The sequence below is a fragment of the Candidatus Thiodiazotropha sp. AKIB8 genome (assembly GCF_058244675.1).
Window position 1 is genome coordinate 27,767 of sequence record NZ_JBSYOO010000006.1, and the last position, 19,116, is coordinate 46,882.

The window sequence follows — 19,116 nt, forward strand, 5'->3', positions numbered from 1 at the left end:
CTCTGTACAATAGTCACAACTGAAACTTATCGCGACAAGAGGTAGCTATGTCGGCATTGATCTGTGGTTCATTCGCATTCGATACCATTATGGTCTTTCATGACCACTTCAAACATCACATTCTTCCCGAACAAGTCCATATCCTGAATGTATCTTTTCTGGTGCCCGATATGCGCCGGGAGTTTGGTGGTTGCGCAGGGAATATTGCCTATAACCTGAATATGCTGGGAGGCAAAGGAAAGCCGGTAGGGACTGTTGGCGATGACTTTGAACCCTATGCCAAATGGATGGGCGAGTGCGGTGTCAGTCTGGATCATGTTCGAGTGATACCGGGTAGTTATACTGCCCAGGCTTACATCACAACTGATAAGGACGATAATCAGATTACCGCTTTCCATCCGGGAGCGATGAACCAGGCTCATGATATCGATGTCTCAAAAATTGAGGGTTGCACATTGGGGATGGTATCTCCTGATGGGCGTCAGGGCATGGTGGATCACGCCAAACAGTTTGTAGAGAGTGGGGTGCCTTTTATCTTTGATCCTGGTCAAGGCATGCCGATGTTCGATGGGGATAGTCTGCTTGAGTTTGCGGAGCAGGCGACATGGATGGCCTTCAATGATTATGAAGCCATGCTGATGCAGGAAAGAACCGGGAAGAGTCTGAAACAATTGGCGCAAATGGTTGAGGGCGTAGTTGTTACCCGAGGTGCAGAAGGTTCTGAGATTATTACCCAGGATAAGGTTTTCGAGATCCCCAATGCTCCGGTAAAAGCGGTAGTTGATCCCACGGGCTGTGGTGATGCTTATCGTGCCGGCCTGATTTATGGTCTGATGAATGATATGGATTGGGAGACCACTGGCAGAATAGCTTCATTGATGGGCGCGGTAAAAATTGAACAAGCTGGAACCCAAAATCATTTTGTCACCGTGGAAGAGTTAGGGCATAGGTTTGAGAAGGCATTTGACTATAAGTTCTGAGCTTATTAACCCGGTGACTAAGTATTCTCTTACGCCCTGGTCTAAATTTGTGATGCTAAATCTTGCTCTGTTTTAGGAGGTGTGAAAATGGGTGATTGCGATAGCCATCAGCCATCATTGAAACCTGTTGATGAAGCACTCTCCTACCTGCTGCAACAGGCAGTATCGGTTATAGAGAAAGAGTCAGTGCCGTTAGAGCAGGCCTTAGGCAGGGTGTTGGCTGAGCCTGTCAATAGTCAGGTCGATGTGCCTCCCTGGGATAATAGCGCCATGGATGGGTATGCACTGAGGTCATCAGATCTCTCTGGAGAGGTCGAGCATCTGGTTATCGATCAACGCATAGCCGCAGGATCGGTTGGAGAGCCATTGGCGCCTGGGTCGGCTGCTCGCATCTTTACCGGTGCGCCGATTCCGCCAGGTGCGGATGTCGTTGTCATGCAGGAGGTCTGCGAAGCGCGTGATGATCACCTGATCGTCAATGAAAAAACGGTCGTCGGTGCAAATATCAGGCGCGCCGGAGAGGATATTTTACAGGGAGAGGTGGTTCTCAAGCCTGGCTTGAGATTAGCGCCCCAGCACCTTGGTTTGGCCGCCTCGGTTGGTGTTGATGAGCTGAGAGTCTACCGGAAGCTTAAGGTGGCACTGTTTTCCAGTGGTGATGAACTGGTTATGCCAGGCAGAGATCTGGGGCCCGGGCAGATCTATAATTCCAATCAATTTACCCTTGTGGGCCTGGTGCAGCAGCTTGGTTGCGAAGTGGTTCAGATGGGTATCGTGGAAGATACTTTTAAAGCAACTTGTGAAGCCCTGCAACAGGGGGCAGAAGAGGCGGATCTGGTGCTGGCTTCCGGGGGTGTTTCTGTCGGAGAGGAGGATCATGTGAAGCCGGCAGTGGAGAGTCTGGGTTCTCTGGAGTTATGGAAAATCGCCAGCAGACCAGGAAAGCCGTTGGCTTTTGGACATATCAATGGAACACCATTTTTAGGTTCACCCGGTAATCCGGTTTCACTATTTGTAACCTTCTCGATATTCACCAGGCCCTATATCAAGAGTATGCAGGGGGTGACTGAGGGTGTGCAGCCCCTGGCGCGTAAGGTTGTTGCGGGTTTCAAGAAAGGCGACTCGGACAAACGCCAGGAGTATGCTCGCGGACGGTTGGAAGTTGATGAGCAGGGGCGAGAGGTGGTGAGACTCTTTTCCAATCCTTCATCCGGAGTACTGACCTCAGTAGCCTGGGCCAATGGATTGGTGGTTCTACCGCCATTGACAGCTGTTGCTCCTGGGGATCTTGTTGATTTTATTCCCTATAGTGAGTTGATGGTCTAATCTCAAGAGCCTATCTGTTGAAACTGTTTGGCCTGTTGTTCTAAGCCTGATTAGCGTAGGTTCACCGAACAATTTTTCAGAAAAATTAGCAAATTAGTCACAGAATGGAGCGGTCAACTGAATTTTTTAGGTTCAAATCGCTGCACCCTATTCGGTAATGCCGAAACGGCCGTTTCAGTCTGCACTGAGGATTCCTGAATGATTCAACTACGTCTATTTGCCAGATTTCGTGAAGAGCTGGGAGTCGATTCCGAGTCTATAACGTCGGATAATATCTACTGTGTTGAGGATCTTTTACAGCAATTGCGTGAAAGAGAGGGTGCCTGGTCACGACTTTTAGCTGCTGACCAACGCATAATGATGGCAGTTAACCAGGAGATGGCTAATTCACAGACCCCTTTAGAGGAGGGGGATGAGGTAGCACTATTTCCACCGGTAACTGGAGGCTGAGAAATGTTCAGCATCAGCATTGATAGTGAGCCGTTTGACCCGAATCTGGAAGTGGATCTGTTGCGGGGCGACAATCCAGCCATTGGGGCGGTGGTGAGCTTTGTTGGTCTTATGCGTGACCTCAATGATGGAGATAGGGTTGATCATCTCTTTCTGGAGCACTATCCCGGAATGACTGAGAAGGCCTTGGAGAAGATTGTCTCAGTAGCTTTTGAGCGCTGGTCTTTGCAGGGATGCCGTGTGGTACACCGGGTAGGGGCGTTAAAACCCACTGATCCCATCGTATTGGTCGCAGTAGCTTCATCCCACAGAAAAGAGGCTTTTAAAGCTTGTGAATTCATTATTGACTATTTAAAGACTCAGGCGCCTTTTTGGAAGAAAGAGGCTACTGAAAATGGTGAGCGATGGGTTGATGCAAGGCAAAGTGATGATGAAGCTATCCGTCAGTGGAGCGAAGAGAATAACTAGGGCCGATTCGGTTAGTGTTAACAGGTCCTGGTGGCCCACAAGCAAGTCTCTTGATACCACCCTAACCAGGGTGATTAGATGAGTAAAATGTAGATTTTCAACAGCTAATTTCACCTCTTTTTCTGCCACTTCCTGGTATCTCTTACAGAGCTCTGCACAATCCATGCAAAAGGTATGGTTTTTTAAAGAAATCCCAATTGTCGCCGCCTATCTTATTACGATTGTGCTTGCACGATTTTTTATGGATAGGGTGACAGGAGAGGTCGATGAACAAGCGCCTGGGATTGATGCTTGGCTTGATATTTTTACCTATGCCAGGGTTTGCGAATGACTCAACGTTGAGCGTGAGACTGGGTAGTTTGGGGTTTGGTATTGAAGCGGGGATAAACCTGACCGATCAGTTTTCTGCCCGTTTAGGGTTGAATCGATATGATCTGGAGTTCGACGAGCGCGTCGACGGCATTGAATATGATCTTGATCTTGAAATGCGCAGCATATCGCTACTTGCTGACTGGCACCCCTTTGAGTCATCTTTCCGCTTTACAGCAGGAGTGTTTCGAAATAACTCTGAAATCACTGGCGCAACTCGATACGCGATCACAACCATAGGTGACACTGTCTATCGGGATGTAGGGCTGGAAGCTGATCTGGATTTCAGATCTTTTGCACCCTATTTTGGTTTGGGTTGGGAGACAGGCTTATTTAACGCTCATGGCTGGGGCTTCAATGTGGATCTTGGATTAATGTATCAGGGTTCCGGAAGCGTGAACTTAACAGCCACAGGGTCAGCTGCTGACCTGGTTGATCCCAATGATCTTGCACTGGAAGAGCAGCGCTTCGAAGAGGATATCGAAGACTTCAAGTACTACCCTGTTTTCTCTTTTGGGGTCTCTTACAGGTTTAAGTAGAGTGGCTGTCCATAAGTCGATATAAACAGCAGTTCAAATCCATCTGTGCATTGGCTGAAATCCTCATCGGATTGCCAATGAATAGAGTATAGAACCAGGGAATCTTGAGCACCGGGACGCCAGAAGAGCATCCCGGTATTGAAGGGGAGCTATTTCTTGTTCGAGTGAAGCAAAACCTGTTCAAATATATTTCTTTTGATCCGGCTACGTATCGGTTCAGGCAGATTATGCCAGGCTTTAGCGACCTCGATGGACTCATCATCCACTACTGTCGAAGAGTTTTCTCCGAACATCAGCCAAGCTGGATTAACATCCAAAACTTGAGCGATCTCGTCGATTTTTCTGGGGCGCAGGCTTTTACCGTTCTCTATCTTCTGGATCACGGCCTGGTTAGTGCCAGCACGAAGCGCCAGCTCCTCTTGCGTCCAGCCTCTTTCCCGTCGTTTTCTGCGTAATCTAGAGCCTAGAGTATCCATTTCCCGCGGTATATAAGTTTCAAATTTTTGTGCGTGTACGTAGCTCATTGTCCTTCCCGTTGGATGCCAAAAGGTTATTGCATCATCTTGTACCTGGTAGCGGCGCAGCCAACAAAAACTTGACACTTTGAATTTGTACGTCACGGCGCTTGTGAAATTAATTCCAGTACAGGGGAATTGTGTGACAAGCATCACAGCATACTATCATGGCTTGTGTGTCGGGAAATGGTTGATTTACAAAAAATTGTCACATTGGAGAATGGGATTCCTGTGATAATATGCCTGCCATGCTGACCTACCCCGACATTGAACCTGTGCTACTGACCCTGGGGTCAGTCAATATCTATTGGTATGGCGTGATGTATATCATCGGCTTCTTTGGGGGGTGGTGGCTCGGGCGGGTGCGCGTGGGTAAGCCTGGCATTGTCTGGAGTGCGCCTCAGGTGGACGACATCGTCTTCTACATCGTGCTTGGGGTTGTATTGGGTGGGCGAGTCGGTTACCTCCTGTTCTATGATTTAGAGAGTTTTTTAGGAAACCCGCTCATAATTTTCATGGTTTGGGAAGGCGGTATGGCCTTTCATGGCGGCCTGGTTGGTGTTTTGTTAGCGATGTGGTTTTTTGCCCATAAAGAGGGGCATACTTTTTTTGATGCAACTGATTTTATTGCACCGTTGGTGACCATTGGTCTGGGTGCTGGGCGACTGGGTAACTTTATCAACGCTGAGCTTTGGGGAGGCGTAACCAATCTCCCATGGGGGATGCGGGTACCTTGTGTCGAGGCAGATAGTCTGTGTGCCAGGCTGGGGTTGAGTCCCGATGCGGTTTACTCTCCCCCTGTACATCCAAATCAACTCTATGAGTTCCTGTTGGAGGGCGTGCTGCTGTTTCTGATCCTATGGATTTTTTCTTCCAAGGCCAGGCCAAGAATGGCGGTTTCCGGTCTATTTCTGATCTGTTACGGTATTTTCCGCTTTGGCATTGAGTTTGTACGCATGCCGGATCTACATATCGGCTATCTGGCATTTGGCTGGTTGACCATGGGTCAGTTGTTGAGCCTACCTATGGTTTTATTTGGTATTCTGCTGTTCTATCTGGCCTACAGACCCATCGTCAGCCGTTCCCAGGCTTGAACCTCTGAACCTAACCGATTATGGTGCCGGTTGTTAATCAGACCTTTAGGCAATAGCATGCAACAGTACCTTGATCTTATGCGCCATGCGCGCGATAACGGTACCACCAAAGAAGATAGAACAGGCACTGGTACCCGAAGCATATTTGGCTATCAGATGAGGTTTAATCTGCAGCAGGGTTTTCCACTGCTCACCACAAAAAAACTCCACCTGAGATCAATTATTCATGAATTATTGTGGTTTCTTCAGGGAGATACCAATATCCGCTACCTGAAGGAGAATGGTGTCAGAATCTGGGATGAGTGGGCAGATGAAAATGGTGATCTTGGGCCTGTTTATGGCTATCAATGGCGGTCGTGGCCGGCGCCTGACGGTGGACATATCGATCAGATCAGTCAGCTGGTTCAACAGATCAAGCAGAATCCAGACTCACGGCGACTGATTGTCTCTGCCTGGAATCCCGCGCAGGTCGACACCATGGCGCTCCCCCCCTGTCACTGCTTATTTCAGTTCTATGTGGCGGAGGGGCGACTCTCTTGTCAGCTCTATCAGCGCAGTGCGGACATTTTTCTTGGTGTGCCGTTTAATATCGCCTCATATGCACTGCTGACCATGATGATGGCTCAGGTAACAGGATTGAAGCCTGGGGAGTTTGTGCATACATTTGGCGATGCTCATCTCTATCTCAATCACCTCGAACAAGTAGAATTGCAGCTTGCCCGCGAAACCAGAAATTTACCCAGAATGTCGATCAATCCAGAGGTAACGGATATTTTTGCTTTTCGCTTCGAGGATTTTGAATTAACCGATTACGACCCGCATCCACATATCAAGGCACCGGTAGCCGTTTGATATTTTGTCCATATTATAAGGAGTGCAAGTGTCCGTAATCTCTCTTATTGCAGCAGTGGCCCGGAATGGGGTGATTGGTCACCAGAATCGCTTGCCCTGGCACCTGCCCGCCGATCTGCAACACTTTAAGTCCCTGACCCTGGGGAAGCCGATAGTGATGGGGCGAAATACCTGGGAATCATTACCGGGTCTGCTACCGGGCAGGCAGCATATCGTTATAACCCGAAACCCAGACTATCAGGCGCCTGGTGGTCAAGTGGTGCACTCCGTGGATGAAGCTTTGGCGGCAGTGGCGGGTGTACCTGAGGTGATGATTGTTGGGGGTGGTCATCTCTATTCCGAGATGATGCCAAGAGCGGATCGTCTCTATCTGACACTGGTCGATGCTGATGTGGAAGGTGATGCTTATTTCCCTGAGATTGAACGGAGTCAATGGCGGGAGGAGAATCGAGAAGAACACCTTGCAGATGAAAAGAACACCTTTAGCTATTCATTTGTGAATCTGGTGCGTAAATAGACTTTCGGGGAGATGATCTTCTGGGTCTGAATGAATGGATTCTCTTCAGCCTGGAATCGACAGTCAACTGCAGATTCCAGGTTTAACCGCTCCGCCTGGATGAGCAGGGCAGGTGATAAGGTTTTGGTGGCTTGTGCTTCCTGATTCGAAGTGCAGTGAGTTGTCCACCCCAAAAGCAGCCACTATCCAGAGACCACACATTGTTGATTTGGCGGTAACCCAGGGTAGACCAGTGACCAAACAGGATGCGGTCATTTCTGGTTTTTCTTCCAGCAATGGCATACCAGGGAATTGAGCCGTTAAGGTGCTGCTCCGGCGGTCCTTTATCCCGCATCGCGAGATGGCCATCCTTAGTGCAATATCTAAGGCGAGTAAAACAATTGGTAATGAAGCGCAATCTCTCTATGCCGCGTAAACCTTCTTTCCAGATGTCAGGTTTATTGCCATACATGTTTTGGCAGTAGTCATGAAAACCAGGGCCCCTGAGGGTCGACTCAAGTTCAGCAGCACATTTTAAAGCTCGGTTGAGATCCCATTGTGGCGGTAGCCCCGCATGAATCATGCTATAGCCCCTTTTGGAGTGGTGATACATCACCGGGCGATGACGTAACCACTCAATCAACTCACTGCTGTCGTGGGCATCGAGGATCTCTGCAAGGCTACCATGTTTCTGATGGCTGGTATTACCTTGAGAAAGCGCAAGAAGATGCAGGTCATGGTTGCCTAAAACTGAAACTGCACGACTCCCCAGAGATTTGATGAAACGGATAACCTGAAGTGATTTAGGACCTCTATTGACCAGGTCTCCGGCAAACCAGAGCTTATCTTTGGCGGGGTCGAAATGTATCAGCTCCAACAGGCGCTGAAGCTCATCATAACAACCCTGTACATCCCCAATTGCATAAATAGCCATAGTTAACTTTTATTTTTTATTAGTGGTTTGACTGGTGGTGTAATAGTGAGTTCAGCGCGTCTGTTTATATGAAACTACATGTTTGACTATTGGATAGTGATATTTCTGATTGGATCAATGCAGGCTGCCTGGACGTGCAAGTGAAAAGGCAGGGATTAAGGCGTCGAAATGGTTGCCTTGTGCATCGATCATGTCATAGCTTCCCTGCATGCTGCCGACAGGCGTGTCGAGTACAGTACCGCTTGTGTAGCGAAATGTCTCTCCTGGATTGAGATGTGGTTGCTCACCGACTACCCCTTCACCTCGGACTTCCTGCGTTTTGCCATTGGCATCGGTAATGATCCAGTGACGATTCATCAATCGCGCCGAAGAGTCGCCTTCGTTGCGAATGGTTACCGTATAGGAAAAGACATACCTCTGTTCCTTGGGTAGTGATTGAGATTCGATGTATCGTGTCTCAACCTGAACTTCGATATCGTGCTTCGTTTCCTCTTCCATTTTTCTCAAACCTGGCCGTTATTTATTTTGGTACTGCAAAGGATAAAACCTGAATCTGCTGGACTAAGCTGGCTCATTGCGCAAGTTGTCTACTCCTGTAGTTAAAAAAACCGCTCAAACTATGGATGAAGCTAAGGTTATTCTCCCATACCTGAAAACCAAGGTCTGACACTCTGCTTCCATCATGAACCCACTGTTTCAGGTTAAAGATTACTGAGGCGCAGAGGGGAGTGCAACGGCTAGTGGGAGAAAGATTATTGTTCAATAGCCTCTTCAAAGAGTTGGGTCTATTTCCATGAGATTGGTTCAGGTTTGCTGTAATGAGCAGAATATTACCTGAACAAGGCTATTCAAGGTGCCGGGTTAATACTACCACAAGATAGCCTGTGCAAATGGCGTCGATCACTGGCTTGGCAGTGTCTACTGAAAAATCAGTGGTTCATGCATGACATTTCAAGAAATAAATTCGGATGCCGATATGGTTTGCAGGGAATGTGATAGGAATTTGACTCAAATGAGAGTGGGTTTATTGATATTGATGTTGCTCGTCACCCAAATGGGTATGTCTGCTGAGCTTACCCCGGAGGCTCAGGCTCTGCTTGCGGCTGGGACATTGGGGCAAGTGGAGCGGGTCAATGATCTGCTATCCCAAGGGGTTGATGCTAATAGTACTAACCCTTCCGGTCGATCTGCTCTGCATATAGCGGCTTTTAATGGAAACCTGCAGACGGTGCGTGCTTTGTTAGCCGCGGGTGCTGATGTCAATTTGGCTGATAAATCTGGCCAGACCCCGCTAATTGATGCGGCAGCATTCGGTCATCTGGAGGTGGTTAGGTTGTTGATTCAGCGCGGTGCTGATGTCAATGCAGCAGATCAGGCTGGCAATACCCCGCTGGGGTTGGCTAATCGGGGAAAGCATACTCAAGTGTCAGCTCTGCTGAGTGAAATGGGTGCTACAGAAAGTGCGGCTAAAGATCAGAAGTAATCTTGTGAGTTGATATCACAAAGGAAGGTATTTGGTTTATTCGGGTGCAACAACGTGATGAATGTCAAAGTAAACGTTGTAATGTACACGAATAATTAATAGTAAGTCATTGATTGAGAAAGTAAGAGATATGAATAGACAGCATCCACATCATAAACCGGATTTCTTTGCCGTGGTGGTGGTGTTGGTCATGATTGGCTTTGGGTTGACACTGGCTGTCCAGGTCAGCGCCATCGATCGGCATGAGGTTGTTCACAGTGAAGTTTCTCAGGCTAAGGCTGGATAGACCGAAGAGATCCAATTTTTTTCAAATGAATTGTTTCAAAAAGAGTCTGTTTTCGGCAAGACGCTCCTGTTTATAGGTAGAAGACCGATTTCGTCATCACTTTTGATGTGAGTTTCATGGCGGCCCTGATGGGCTGAGGTAGAGTGGCTCCACCGGCTTCCAGTGCCATCACAGCATGCTGAGCTTCATCGATTTTCATCTGCTCCAGCACAGCATGACTTTTTTCGTCTTGCGGTGGGATTCTACTGATATGGTCATCCAGGTGGGATTCAACCTGATGCTCGGTTTCAGCAACAAAACCCAAACTCCATTTGTCTCCTGCTATTCCTGCGGCTGCGCCTAGCATGAATGAGCTGGCATACCAGAAAGGGTTCAGCAGGCTTTTTCGATTGTCGAGTTCAAGCAGTCGATTCTCGCACCAGGCAAGATGATCGTTCTCCTCTTGTGCGGCCCTCTCCATGCGTTCTCTCACCTCAGGCAGACGGGCTGTCAAGGCTTGGCCTTGGTAGAGGGCTTGGGCGCATACCTCACCGGTATGGTTGATACGCATCAGTCGAGCAGTCAGATCCCGCTCCTGGTCACTCAGATCTGCTTCTTTGAGCTTATCTGCTGGATTCTTCCGTTCAGTGACCTGAGGTCTGCCAAACAGGGTTCTCACCGCGGTATCCAGACCGATCATCAGTTGATCCGTCATTTTGAATTTTCGTTCAGTCATCAGCAAACCATAGCGTCAATTGCAGGGTGTGTTCAACCCTGTTTGATTATCCTTTCGGGTTGTCGTTCCACTGATTTAGAATCAATTCAATTGGGTGAAAAACTTCAATTGAGAGATCTGCCTCCTTGATCAGTTGTCGAAACTGCATGGCGCAGCCAGTATTGGTAGTGATCAGGAGGTCAGCGCCAGAGGCTTTCAAACTGTCGATTTTAGCCTGTCCGAGCCGCAATGAGAGTTCTGGTTGGGTCAGCATGTAACTGCCGGCTGCACCACAGCAAAGACCATTTTCCTCTAGTTCAAACAGTTGTAGGTCAGGAATCTTACTCAATAACTCCCGAGTCCGGTCACTGCGCGCCGAGCAGGGTATGTGTATGGCGGCCTTTTTGTGTAGTGGTTTCAGGGGAGGAAAATCACCAACAGGCAGTTGTAGAAGAAGATCTGTGACTGAGATCAGAGGAAGATTGCTGGCGCTCTGTTCATCAAGCTCAAGATGGCAAGCTGTGGCTATGGTTAGCAGATATTGTGCGCTGCTTCTGAGGGTTTGCTGGCGGACGGTGTCACAGTGTTGTTCTGCATCGGCAGCATAGCCATTGTGGCGGTGGAGTGCGCCACAGCAAGAGTCTTCTACAGGTATGTCAACTGCGTAACCGAGCCTGCTCAATATCTGTAGAGTGCTCTGGATCAATCTATCTTCAACTTGAGACCCCACACAACCAGTAAACAACTGAACACTCCGGCCTGTGGGCTTTGATGCGGGGTAAAAACCGGCTCGATGGCTGGGTTTTGATGGTAGATGATCGGCAATAGAGAGCAGTCGACGAATTCGTGGTAGAGGCAGGTAACTTGCCAGAGCAACCAACCCGGAGCGGCGAAATATCTGGAAAACTCTATTCCAAATGTTAATGCGTCTGACACTGGATAATTGATCGATAACAGATTTCAGCAGATATCTGTGGTGGTGTTTTGTCGTGATCACTTCCCGGCTGGTATCCAGCAGTTTGCCGTAACGAACGCCGGATGGGCATGCGGATTCACAGGCGCGACAACTGAGGCATCGATCAAGATGTATTTCGATATTCGAATGGAGATCGATCTCCTCTCTGACCAATGCCTGAATCAGACTGATCCTGCCGCGGGGAGAATCAGCCTCGCTGGCCAGCAGGCGATAGGTAGGGCATACAGGTAGGCAGAGACCGCATTTTACGCAACGGTCTGCTTCAGCAAGCAGGTCTTCTGGTGTCACAATGGGTAGAGTTATAGGGAAAGATCACCATTTTACCTGAATTTTCGTGAGAGTTGGAGACGACTTACAGATTTATATGAAAATAGGGATGAAGGCGTCAGAAATTGTGGATATAGGTCAATCTCATCTGCTTTACTTGGTTGTGAAGCGAATAACGCTTAAGATTCCCAAAGAGATTATGGCCTTTTAGAGTGGAACTCAAAGGTCATAGTGTTCAAAACATTGACGAGGCCAACCTATGTCCTACTATCGCTACCACCTTTTCTTCTGTGTCAATCAGCGAGAGGATGGACGTGCCTGCTGTGGAGATCACGGTGCAAAATCGATGCGCGACTATCTGAAGTCGAAGGTTAAGGAGGTGGGTCTGAATGGGCCTGGGGGGGTCAGGGTGAATACAGCCGGTTGTCTTGATCGCTGCGATCTGGGGCCGGTGATGGTTATCTATCCCGATGCGGTCTGGTATACCTATGTAGATCGTGAGGATATCGATGAGATCCTGCAGCGACATCTTATTAATGGGGAGAGGGTTGAAAGATTGGCTGTTTGATCTTCCTGTCTGGTGAAGGTATAGAGTAGAAAATAGCCTGAATCAGTTGTTAAATTGGCGCTACGGGAATTATATTCCCATAAAGGTGTTTTGATTTTTTCTAAAGCGCTAACTGATGCTGCCGCTATGATGTAGAAGCCGAGGATTGAGTGATTTAAGTGGCTTGCAATCCCTGATGCAAAAGCGTGACCTGTGTTTGTATTAAGGTGAAAAAATTGCCATTTGATTGCTTATAATTCCTTGCAATAGTCGAGTGTTTGTATACTATTAAGAAATTAGTCTAAGTATCCTCCCTTAATGGACTGTTTCATATGGGATTTTGGAGTTCGCCATGTCAGGTTTAGCCCGCTTTGTCACCCCTTTTATTCTTATGTTCCTGCTTGCCGCATGCGGTGGTGGTGATGCTGAGACGCCTTGGGATGAGGCTGTTTCTACTGAAAATGGTGACACAATCGAAGATGAAGGTGCCGGCGGGGCAAATATTTTCCTCGGCAGTGGTTCAGGCACATCTTTTCTCCCGGGTGTATTGGATATCGCAGTGACTTCCCTTGCTGCCGGAGGTCAGACTACAATTTCAGCAACCCTCGCTGATAGTGATGGTAATCTATATCAAGAAGACGCGAGCATCTCATTCAATACCGATTGTTTCTCGACCGGGTTGGCTACAGTAGATACGCCAGTCGATGCGATTGGTGGTGTGGTTACTTCAACCTACGTCGCCATGGGTTGTTCTGGGACTGATGTGATTCGTGCGACTGTAACTGTCAATGGCGATACCACTACTGCAACCGGTACCATCAATGTGCAACCTGCTGAGATCGGGTCTATGGAATTCATATCAGCCGAGCCGACCCTCATAGGCTTGCGGGGTGTTGGTTTGACCGAGGTCTCCCGGGTATCTTTCAGGGTGCTAGATCAGAATGGCAACCCGGTCCCACAACAGCGGGTTAATTTTACATTGAGTACCGATGTAGGTGGAGCGAATATTCCAGCGGGTGCAGAGACTGCGGTCAGCGATTCCAATGGATTGGTAGGTACCGATGTCAAATCTGGGACCATCCCCACGGCGGTACGTGTTACCGCATCCTTGGATTCCAATCCGTTGATCTCCACCCAGTCAGACGGTTTGATTATTTCCACAGGGATTTCCGATCAAAACAGTATCTCTCTGAGCACGGAGAAATTTAATCCTGAGGCCTGGGGAGTTGATGGTGTTGAGGTTGCGTTGACTGTCCATGCCGCCGACCATTTCAATAATCCGGTTCCTGATGGTTCATCAGTCTACTTCACCACCGAGGGTGGGCAGATCCAATCACAATGTCAGATTACAAATGGTAGCTGCTCAGTCACCTGGACCAGTTCGAACCCCCGGCCGGCAGAAGACTTTGTACCCGGCGGTATGGCGGGACGGGTCACCATTCTTGCAAGTATGTTGGGAGAGGAGAGCTTCATCGACGCCAATGGAAACGGTGTTCTTGATAGTGGAGACACTCCTTTTGCCAATATACCCGAGGCCTTCAGGGACGATAACGAAGATAACGTCAAGGATCCAAGCTTTGAAGAGTTTGTGGATTTCAACACCAATGGTATTTACGATGATGCCAACAGCGATCCCAACTATAATGGCACCCTCTGTTGTGATGCGGTTGCTGTTGAAGATGCGCAAAAGGCTGTGGCTGCAGGTGAGGATCCTGGCGTCTGCTATGATGTTACACCTATCACATCACCGGTGTGCAGCAGCGAAAAGAACATAAATGTGCGTGACGACATTGTCATGATCATGTCTGAGAGTTTAGCTTCAATCAGATTAATTTCCGGCACGCCAGGTCCTGGTGCCTCAGTGACGTTCGAAATTGTAGGCGCTCAAACCGGGCAAATCATGCCTGGGGGGACAATTGTTACTGCAACTCTCCAAGAGGGCACGATTAAAGATCGTTATGAAGTGCCTGATTCAAGCTTTAATGCCCGATTGGATACTCGGCTGGGATCGGATATTTTTACTTTCATCATTCCAGACGATGCCGTTGGCCCGTTGACAATTCTAGTGACAACGCCAATACCAAGGGAAAGCGTTACAAGATTTGATGTCAGTTTTTAATTGGAAATTGAAACCGCTACATTAATTTGATTTTTGGTGTTGGGCTAGGACTAAGAAAATATCTCATTATCTGCCAGGCTTACCCTGCATGGAAGCAGGGACCTGGCTTGCGCTTCTGACTGTTTTCAGTCGCACAATCTCAGCTGGAACGATGTAATTAACTTTCCCTCCCTTTTTTCTTGATCTTTCTAATGCGTAGAAGGCTGTGATTCAGTACGTATATCTAAAATAGTCACTGACTTAGGCTTGACGCCCTGCCATCCCGCCGCCACAATGCCCGAACTTCAATTATCCCAAGGGTTCCCGGTTAGAAGGTAACAGTGAACACTAGCATTCCACTGGTCAAAATTCGCAATCTCCATTTTTCGCATGGCAACCGCACTATTTTCAATGGTGTAGATATCGATATTCCCCGAGGCAGGGTGACGGCTATTATGGGGCCCAGTGGAACAGGTAAGACCACCTTACTGAAATTGATCGGCGGCCAGCTGCGACCCTCCAAGGGCACCATCGAAGTGGATGGTGAGAATGTCCATAAACTCTCACGAAAGGCGCTCTATAAGCTGCGTATGCGAATGGGGATGCTGTTTCAGAGTGGGGCACTCCTGACCGATCTTACTGTCTACGATAACGTTGCCTATCCTTTGCGTGAACACACCAACCTTCCGGAGTCTATGATCCGACGTCTGGTGTTGATGAAGCTGGAGGCCGTTGGCCTGCGCGGTGCACGGGATTTGATGCCCTCCGAGCTGTCCGGTGGTATGGCAAGAAGAGTAGCGCTCTCGCGGGCTATATCCCTTGATCCAATGATGGTGATGTATGACGAGCCTTTCACCGGACAGGATCCCATATCCATGGGCGTGTTGGCTCAATTGGTGAGACGATTGAATGATGCGGTTGGCTTGACCAGTATCCTGGTTTCTCATGATGTAGAAGAGACGGCAGGTATATCAGATCTGATTTATGTGATCTCTGGCGGAAAGGTGATTGAGTCCGGCTCCCCTGATGCCTTGATGGGCTCCGATTCACCGGCTGTGAAACAGTTCATGAGTGGATTGCCAGATGGACCTGTCGGCTTTCACTATCAGGCACCGACTTTGTCAGAAGACCTGTTGAGCATGAGAGGGGCGGGATAGTGTTTGATCTATTGGCCAATTTCGGACGCGTAGGGCTTGGTGCCCTGGAAAGACTTGGACGAGGTCATCTACTACTGGTTCAGATCCTTTTCGGTTTGACCAGTCTGCTGCCCCGTTTAAAGCTTTTAGCTGCACAGATCCACAGTATCGGCGTACGCACCACGACAATTATCGTGGTCTCAGGTCTGTTCGTAGGTATGGTGCTGGGGCTGCAGGGCTACTATGTGCTGTCACAGTTTGGCGCCGAGGATAGTTTGGGTGTGATGGTGGCAGCGTCCCTGGTGCGTGAGTTGGGGCCTGTTGTTACCGCATTACTGTTTGCAGGGCGTGCCGGGTCAGCTTTGACTGCTGAAATCGGCCTGATGAAGGCGACTGAGCAGCTGTCAGGTCTGGAGATGATGGCGGTTGATCCGATTCGTCGCATCTTGTCGCCGCGATTCTATGCCGGTTTTTTATCCATGCCTCTATTGGCCGCCATGTTCAGTGCGATAGGGGTTATCGGTGGCTATTTCGTCAGTGTGGGTCTATTGGGTGTTGATGATGGGGCCTTCTGGAGTCAAATGCAGTCGAAGATCGACTGGAATGAAGACGTCCTCAATGGCGTAATCAAAAGCTTTGTGTTCGGGTTCGTATGCGCCTGGATAGCACTTTTTCAGGGATACGATGCGATCCCGACGTCGGCGGGTGTCAGTCAGGCGACTACCCGGACGGTTGTTCATTCAGCGTTGGCTGTGCTGGTGCTGGATTTTGTACTGACGGCGTTGATGTTTGGAGAATAATCATGCAGACAAAACAGTTGGAAATTACCGTCGGTTTCTTTATGGCGTTGGGCCTTGTGGCGCTCTTTTTTCTGGCGATGCAGGTGAGTAATCTTGCCAGTATTTCAGCAAATGAAGGTTATAAGATAACCGCCCGTTTCGATAATATCGGCGGTTTGAAGGTCAGGTCTCCGGTATCAATGGCTGGTGTAAGGGTGGGTCGTGTCGCTGGAATTACCTATGATCAGAGTAGCTTTGAGGCGGTAGTGACTCTCGCTATAGATCCTGAGTTCAATCAGATTCCAGATGACAGTATCGCTAAGATATACACTTCAGGTCTGCTGGGTGAGCAGTATATCGGTCTTGATCCTGGTGGCAGTCTTGAGAGTCTGGAGCAGGGAAGTGAATTGATGATGACCCAGTCTGCACTGGTTCTGGAAGAGATTATCGGACAATTTCTCTTCAGCAAGGCTGAGGAGAACGCAATCTCCGATGAGCCTTGAAGCCGTGAGTGAAGCAAGGATAGAAAAAGCAGACGGATCTCAATTTCAAGTGCATGGCGCGATGACATTCGAACATGCAAAGGTTCTGTTGCAACAGTCAGAAAAGTTGTTTGTTGCTCTACCAGAGATCGAAATCGATCTTTCTCAGGTCGAAAAAGCGGACAGTGCGGGTCTTGCATTGATGCTGGAATGGATGGCCTGGGCTGCAGAGCGGGAAACTAAGGTCAGTTTTATCGGTGTGCCTGAGGCTATTCTATCAATAGCCCACTTATGCCAGATTGAATCCCTGCTTGATGGTTATATCGCCCATCCGAGTCAGGTTTAAATGGAATTTTGTCAATTAATGTCGGGTTATTAACATTTAGGCCTTGAAATGTGATCATTTTTAAGATTCAATAATCAATCCTATCCAGTTGTTCCCCTCGATATAGTTAATTCGTCTCACGGTGTGTCACTGGATTCAAACAGATTAATAGTGGCGGATAGCATCCGTTCAAAAAATCCCCAAGCATTCAGTTGGAGATCCTCAATCAATGAGTGAGCAGATTGTTCATATAACTGACGACTCTTTTGAGTCTGACGTACTTCAATCAAGTCAGCCAGTTCTGATCGACTACTGGGCCGAGTGGTGTGGTCCATGTAAGATGATTGCCCCAGTACTGGATGAAATCGCTAAGGAATACGGCGATAAGCTAAAGGTGGCTAAACTTAATATTGACGAGAACCCCAACACCCCGCCCCGTTATGGGATCCGTGGTATACCAACCTTGATGCTTTTCAAGAATGGTGAAGTTGAGGCGACTAAAGTCGGGGCCGTATCAAAATCACAACTTGTGGCATTCATCGATAGTAATTTATAGATAGAGCTCAGGTGCAGGACGTATCACCACTGTCTGCCAGCTTCCGATCATTGTAGACTCCTCGCACTGTTCAGGCCTGAACTGATAAAGAATCAAAATATATAGTAATCAACAATCCCGGAACGGGCCTATTTCCTTCCAAACTCATTTCTCAGACAACAACAACTCCTAAATCATTATGAACCTTACCGAATTAAAGAAAATGCCTGTGCCAGCACTGGCTGACCTTGCAACAACCATGAAAATAGAGGGTATGGCGAGGACCCGCAAGCAGGATCTGATCTTCGCTATTCTCAAAGCCCACGCAAAAAAGGGTGAAAGCATCTTCGGTGATGGGGTGTTGGAGATTCTCCAGGATGGGTTTGGTTTTCTGCGTTCTGCAGACAGCTCCTATCTAGCCGGTCCTGATGATATCTACGTCTCTCCGAGTCAGATTCGTAGATTCAGTCTACGTACAGGCGATACCATCTCCGGTAAAATTCGTCCTCCTAAGGATGGTGAGCGTTACTTCGCGCTGTTGAAGGTTGATAAAATCAACTACGACAAACCGGAGAATGCGAAAAGTAAAATTCTATTCGAGAACTTTACTCCACTGTTTGCCAACCAGCGTTTTCATCTGGAGATTGGTAATGGCAGCACCGAGGATATTACCGCTCGAACCATCGATCTGTGTGCGCCAATTGGTAAAGGACAACGCGGCTTGATCGTCTCCCCGCCAAAAGCGGGTAAGACAATGATGTTACAAAATATCGCCCAGTCGATCACCAATAATCACCCAGAGTGTTATGTGATGGTATTGCTAATCGATGAACGCCCTGAGGAGGTCACGGAAATGGCCCGCTCGGTACGCGGGGAAGTCATTTCGAGTACCTTTGATGAACCGGCTACCCGACATGTTCAGGTTGCTGAAATGGTAATTGAGAAGGCCAAACGGTTAGTCGAACACAAGAAGGATGTGGTGATTCTACTTGATTCCATTACTCGTCTGGCGCGTGCCTACAATACGGTAATTCCTTCCTCAGGTAAGGTATTGACTGGTGGTGTCGACGCGAATGCATTACATCGCCCAAAACGCTTTTTTGGTGCTGCCCGAAACGTCGAGGAGGGTGGCTCTCTGACCATTCTTGCCACAGCGCTGGTAGATACAGGCTCTCGAATGGATGATGTAATCTATGAAGAGTTTAAAGGCACTGGCAATATGGAAGTCCATCTTGATCGACGTATCGCAGAAAAACGTATCTTCCCTGCAATAAACATAAATCGTTCTGGTACCCGCCGCGAAGAGTTGCTGATGAAGCCGGATGAGCTGCAGAAGATGTGGATTCTACGCAAGATACTTCATCCTATGGACGAATTGGCAGCGATGGAATTCCTTTTTGATAAGCTGAAAGTCAGTAAGACTAACGATGAGTTCTTTGATGCCATGAAGGGCTGAAAATAGACTATTTGGCCGTCGGGCTTGTA

23 protein-coding genes are annotated in these 19,116 nt (G+C 48.4%); 18 read left to right on the forward strand and 5 right to left on the reverse strand.

Translation table 11 applies throughout. The features are described 5' to 3' along the window. The first annotated feature begins 47 nt into the window (after positions 1–47). The 5 genes from AC4IFB_RS00845 to AC4IFB_RS00865 all read left to right on the forward strand — a co-directional run bounded on the left by AC4IFB_RS00845 (position 48) and on the right by AC4IFB_RS00865 (position 4,132). Entirely contained in the window at positions 48–980 is a 933-nt protein-coding gene (locus AC4IFB_RS00845; RefSeq protein ID WP_490779103.1) for a carbohydrate kinase family protein, read from the forward strand. A gap of 87 nt (positions 981–1,067) precedes the next feature. Then, positions 1,068–2,306: a molybdopterin molybdotransferase MoeA gene (locus AC4IFB_RS00850; RefSeq protein ID WP_490779104.1), complete on the forward strand. Its 1,239-nt coding sequence runs from the start codon at positions 1,068–1,070 to the stop codon at positions 2,304–2,306. A gap of 198 nt (positions 2,307–2,504) precedes the next feature. Further along, entirely contained in the window at positions 2,505–2,756 is a 252-nt protein-coding gene (gene moaD / locus AC4IFB_RS00855) for a molybdopterin converting factor subunit 1 (protein ID WP_490775162.1), read from the forward strand. Positions 2,757–2,759: 3 nt separating this feature from the next. After that, entirely contained in the window at positions 2,760–3,224 is a 465-nt protein-coding gene (moaE, locus tag AC4IFB_RS00860; protein ID WP_490779105.1) for a molybdopterin synthase catalytic subunit MoaE, read from the forward strand. 266 nt (positions 3,225–3,490) lie between these two features. Next, positions 3,491–4,132 (forward strand): hypothetical protein, encoded by a 642-nt coding sequence (locus AC4IFB_RS00865; RefSeq protein WP_490779106.1) that lies wholly within the window; start codon positions 3,491–3,493, stop codon positions 4,130–4,132. A gap of 149 nt (positions 4,133–4,281) precedes the next feature. On the opposite strand, the gene AC4IFB_RS00870 is transcribed toward AC4IFB_RS00865, so the two are convergent. Next, a complete protein-coding gene (locus AC4IFB_RS00870) occupies positions 4,282–4,656 on the reverse strand; it encodes a helix-turn-helix domain-containing protein (protein WP_490775159.1) in 375 nt (124 codons plus the stop codon). Between the two features lie 239 nt (positions 4,657–4,895). On the opposite strand from AC4IFB_RS00870, the gene lgt reads away from it, so the two are divergent. Genes lgt through folA form a run of 3 tightly spaced genes read left to right on the forward strand, consistent with a single transcriptional unit; the run spans position 4,896 to position 7,110 of the window. Continuing rightward, complete coding sequence (gene lgt, locus AC4IFB_RS00875) at positions 4,896–5,741, forward strand: prolipoprotein diacylglyceryl transferase (protein WP_490775219.1); 846 nt, start codon at positions 4,896–4,898, stop codon at positions 5,739–5,741. Between the two features lie 57 nt (positions 5,742–5,798). Next, entirely contained in the window at positions 5,799–6,593 is a 795-nt protein-coding gene (locus tag AC4IFB_RS00880; RefSeq protein WP_490779107.1) for a thymidylate synthase, read from the forward strand. Between the two features lie 28 nt (positions 6,594–6,621). Next, positions 6,622–7,110 (forward strand): type 3 dihydrofolate reductase, encoded by a 489-nt coding sequence (folA, locus tag AC4IFB_RS00885; RefSeq protein WP_490775157.1) that lies wholly within the window; start codon positions 6,622–6,624, stop codon positions 7,108–7,110. An 82-nt stretch (positions 7,111–7,192) separates the two neighbouring features. Here folA and AC4IFB_RS00890 read toward each other — a convergent pair whose 3' ends face one another. Together AC4IFB_RS00890 and apaG are read right to left on the reverse strand one after the other, a co-directional pair. After that, positions 7,193–8,023, reverse strand: coding sequence for a symmetrical bis(5'-nucleosyl)-tetraphosphatase (locus AC4IFB_RS00890; RefSeq protein WP_490779108.1), 831 nt, complete (start codon positions 8,021–8,023; stop codon positions 7,193–7,195). A 114-nt stretch (positions 8,024–8,137) separates the two neighbouring features. After that, the gene (apaG, locus tag AC4IFB_RS00895) at positions 8,138–8,521 is read right to left on the reverse strand and encodes a Co2+/Mg2+ efflux protein ApaG (RefSeq protein ID WP_490775155.1); all 384 of its coding nucleotides are present in this window, start codon (positions 8,519–8,521) and stop codon (positions 8,138–8,140) included. Between the two features lie 514 nt (positions 8,522–9,035). Between apaG and AC4IFB_RS00900 the strand changes: the two genes are divergently transcribed. Together AC4IFB_RS00900 and AC4IFB_RS00905 are read left to right on the forward strand one after the other, a co-directional pair. Continuing rightward, positions 9,036–9,506, forward strand: coding sequence for an ankyrin repeat domain-containing protein (locus tag AC4IFB_RS00900; RefSeq protein WP_490779109.1), 471 nt, complete (start codon positions 9,036–9,038; stop codon positions 9,504–9,506). A 130-nt stretch (positions 9,507–9,636) separates the two neighbouring features. Next, complete coding sequence (locus AC4IFB_RS00905) at positions 9,637–9,792, forward strand: hypothetical protein (RefSeq protein ID WP_490775153.1); 156 nt, start codon at positions 9,637–9,639, stop codon at positions 9,790–9,792. A gap of 70 nt (positions 9,793–9,862) precedes the next feature. Here AC4IFB_RS00905 and coq7 read toward each other — a convergent pair whose 3' ends face one another. Further along, complete coding sequence (gene coq7 / locus AC4IFB_RS00910; RefSeq protein ID WP_490775152.1) at positions 9,863–10,507, reverse strand: 2-polyprenyl-3-methyl-6-methoxy-1,4-benzoquinone monooxygenase; 645 nt, start codon at positions 10,505–10,507, stop codon at positions 9,863–9,865. Positions 10,508–10,553: 46 nt separating this feature from the next. Further along, complete coding sequence (locus AC4IFB_RS00915; protein WP_490779110.1) at positions 10,554–11,750, reverse strand: (Fe-S)-binding protein; 1,197 nt, start codon at positions 11,748–11,750, stop codon at positions 10,554–10,556. 238 nt (positions 11,751–11,988) lie between these two features. On the opposite strand from AC4IFB_RS00915, the gene AC4IFB_RS00920 reads away from it, so the two are divergent. The 8 genes from AC4IFB_RS00920 (at position 11,989) to rho (ending at position 19,087) form a co-directional block, all read left to right on the forward strand. Then, on the forward strand, positions 11,989–12,297 hold the full coding sequence (locus tag AC4IFB_RS00920) for a (2Fe-2S) ferredoxin domain-containing protein (protein WP_490779111.1): 309 nt from the start codon (positions 11,989–11,991) through the stop codon (positions 12,295–12,297). 331 nt (positions 12,298–12,628) lie between these two features. Further along, positions 12,629–14,395 carry an Ig-like domain-containing protein gene (locus AC4IFB_RS00925; RefSeq protein WP_490779112.1) on the forward strand — a complete coding sequence of 589 codons (1,767 nt, stop codon included), beginning with the start codon at positions 12,629–12,631 and terminating at the stop codon, positions 14,393–14,395. 320 nt (positions 14,396–14,715) lie between these two features. Then, complete coding sequence (locus AC4IFB_RS00930) at positions 14,716–15,531, forward strand: ABC transporter ATP-binding protein (RefSeq protein WP_490779113.1); 816 nt, start codon at positions 14,716–14,718, stop codon at positions 15,529–15,531. Next, entirely contained in the window at positions 15,528–16,310 is a 783-nt protein-coding gene (gene mlaE / locus AC4IFB_RS00935) for a lipid asymmetry maintenance ABC transporter permease subunit MlaE (RefSeq protein WP_490775218.1), read from the forward strand. The genes AC4IFB_RS00930 and mlaE overlap by 4 nt, the downstream gene beginning before the upstream one ends. A 2-nt stretch (positions 16,311–16,312) precedes the next feature. Beyond that, positions 16,313–16,792 (forward strand): outer membrane lipid asymmetry maintenance protein MlaD, encoded by a 480-nt coding sequence (mlaD, locus tag AC4IFB_RS00940; protein WP_490775147.1) that lies wholly within the window; start codon positions 16,313–16,315, stop codon positions 16,790–16,792. Beyond that, positions 16,782–17,117, forward strand: coding sequence for an STAS domain-containing protein (locus tag AC4IFB_RS00945; protein WP_490775146.1), 336 nt, complete (start codon positions 16,782–16,784; stop codon positions 17,115–17,117). The genes mlaD and AC4IFB_RS00945 overlap by 11 nt, the downstream gene beginning before the upstream one ends. Before the next feature lie 208 nt (positions 17,118–17,325). Continuing rightward, complete coding sequence (gene trxA / locus AC4IFB_RS00950) at positions 17,326–17,652, forward strand: thioredoxin TrxA (RefSeq protein WP_490775145.1); 327 nt, start codon at positions 17,326–17,328, stop codon at positions 17,650–17,652. A gap of 178 nt (positions 17,653–17,830) precedes the next feature. Then, positions 17,831–19,087: a transcription termination factor Rho gene (gene rho, locus AC4IFB_RS00955; RefSeq protein WP_490775144.1), complete on the forward strand. Its 1,257-nt coding sequence runs from the start codon at positions 17,831–17,833 to the stop codon at positions 19,085–19,087. Positions 19,088–19,116 lie beyond the last annotated feature (29 nt).